The sequence below is a fragment of the Vibrio sp. OPT46 genome (assembly GCF_015163535.1).
Classification (GTDB): domain Bacteria; phylum Pseudomonadota; class Gammaproteobacteria; order Enterobacterales; family Vibrionaceae; genus Vibrio; species Vibrio alginolyticus.
In genome coordinates, this window is sequence record NZ_JADDYG010000236.1 from 50,657 (window position 1) to 52,814 (window position 2,158).

Below are 2,158 nucleotides of genomic sequence, written 5' to 3' on the forward strand. Positions count from 1 at the left end.
GCAACGTTTTTGACATCTGGCACCTTGATATCATTTAGGTCTTTAAAGTGTATCTCGAACCCTAATATCGATGCTAGCCACCCTACCCTCAAAAGCAAATTTAGTTACAATAACAAAGCTTGTCGCCTCACCATAGATTTAGGGATACGGATGAACCAACTGCAACGCTTTTACCAATGGATCGCCACTTCACCTCCGCTTTTCAAGTTACGCCCTCCGTTTGCAACCTTAGAAGATGTCTCGGTCAAACCTTTGAATAGCTCAGAACAATACAATGGTAATCCGAGACTGGGTTTTTTATATCAGCACCTATGCACTGCGGCTCTTTCTAATTCAGGACGATATCAGATTATTGCCGAAGAAATTCAGTTAAACGACGCTGAAGGTAAGACCATTGGTGCTGTCGATTTGGTGTTGAGGAATACAGAATCAAATCAGATAGAACATTGGGAAGTGGCGATTAAGTTTTATCTTCTTTACAACGGCATTTGGTATGGCCCGAATGCTCACGACCAGTTACATGCAAAATTGGATAGAATGCTCACGCATCAGCTGAAAATGAGCGATCGCCCGGAATTTCAAAAAATAATTCCTTTAAACGACTCTCCAGAAGAGCGCCTAATGATGCAAGGACGACTCTATATTAATCCGTTTACTCCAGAGCCAACTCCTAAGGAGTGCTTGGGTTATGAATTAAATCCAAGTCAGATTAGTGGTTACTGGTGCTATCAAAGTCAATGGGATTTAATTGGTAAACCCCTTTATCATTTACATAAACCATGCTGGGCGATCGGTACAGACGATTTCTCTCAACCTATTGAAAAGCCTTTAGATCGATTCATACACGCACAAACGGAAGACGGTCAATTCTGGTTTGTGGTACCAGATTCATGGCCCGGAGATAAAGCGGTTCGGGGCACTTAAACATGAAAGGGTTGATGTTTTCACATCAACCCTTTGCTAGATACATTGACCATTGGATGTTTTACAAACCAGCGGCTGCAAATACTTGATTAACTATTTCTTGTGCTTCAGCTTCGATTTGTTTCAGATGTTCTTCACCTTTGAAGCTTTCACAGTAAATCTTGTAGATATCTTCTGTACCTGATGGACGAGCAGCGAACCAACCGTTAGCTGTCGTTACTTTAAGGCCACCAATCGCAGCACCATTGCCTGGTGCATGCGTTAGACGAGCAGTGATCGCATCACCTGCTAGAGTTTCAGCCGCAACCATTTCTGGTGACAACTTCTTCAATACGTCTTTTTGTGGGCCATTTGCTACAGCTTGAATACGGTTGTACTTCGACTCACCGTGCTTCGCCGCTAGCTCTTCATAGTAATCTTGAGGGTTCTTACCCGTTACCGCAGTGATCTCTGCTGCTAGAAGGCATAGCAAGATGCCATCTTTGTCTGTTGACCAAGGCGTGCCATCTTTACGAAGGAATGACGCACCAGCACTTTCTTCGCCGCCGAAACCAAACTTACCAGTGTACAGACCGTCTACAAACCATTTGAAACCAACAGGCACTTCACATAGCTCACGACCTAGATCCGCAACAACACGGTCAATCAGCGCACTTGAAACTAGTGTTTTACCAACAGCGACATCTTTACCCCACTCGTCACGATGACGGTACAAGTAGTCAATACAAACGGCTAAGAAGTGGTTCGGGTTCATCAAACCTTTTGGCGTAACGATACCGTGACGGTCGTAATCAGGATCGTTACCAAATGCTAAATCGTATTCGTCTTTCAGTGCCAATAGACCCGCCATTGCGTAAGGAGAAGAACAGTCCATACGCACAACGCCGTCTTTATCTAGCGACATGAATTGGAAAGAAGGATCGATCGATTCACTTACTAGCGTTAGGTCTAGGTTGTATGCCTGACCAATTTGACGCCAGTAATCGATACCGCTGCCACCCAATGGATCTACACCAATCTTCAGGTTCGCTTTTTGGATTGCTTCCATATCGATAACGTTCACCAGGTCATCGATGTATGGCTTCACCAAGTCCATCTCTACAAACAGATCCGATGCTTTTGCTTCTGCTAGTGGTAGGCGTTTAACACCTTGTAAACCTTCAGCAATCAATTCGTTCGCACGATCTTCGATAGCTTGAGTCAACTCAGCTTCTGCAGGACCACCATGTGTCGG

The 2,158-nt window shown here is 44.5% G+C and carries 2 protein-coding genes; one reads left to right on the plus strand and one right to left on the minus strand.

The window, feature by feature from the left end; genetic code table 11:
• Positions 1–150: 150 nt before the first annotated feature.
• Positions 151–924, plus strand: a complete 774-nt coding sequence (locus IQR33_RS09730) for a DUF1853 family protein (protein WP_017634812.1) — start codon at positions 151–153, stop codon at positions 922–924.
• Positions 925–985: 61 nt separating this feature from the next.
• On the opposite strand, the gene IQR33_RS09735 is transcribed toward IQR33_RS09730, so the two are convergent.
• A partial coding sequence (locus IQR33_RS09735) for a phosphoglucomutase, alpha-D-glucose phosphate-specific (protein WP_228013826.1) occupies positions 986–2,158 on the minus strand: 1,173 nt, incomplete at its 5' end.

Excerpts from the sequence above, each read along its gene's own strand:
- IQR33_RS09730 (WP_017634812.1), top strand. The coding sequence starts at position 151 with ATGAACCAACTGCAACGCTTTTACCAATGGATCGCCACTTCACCTCCG.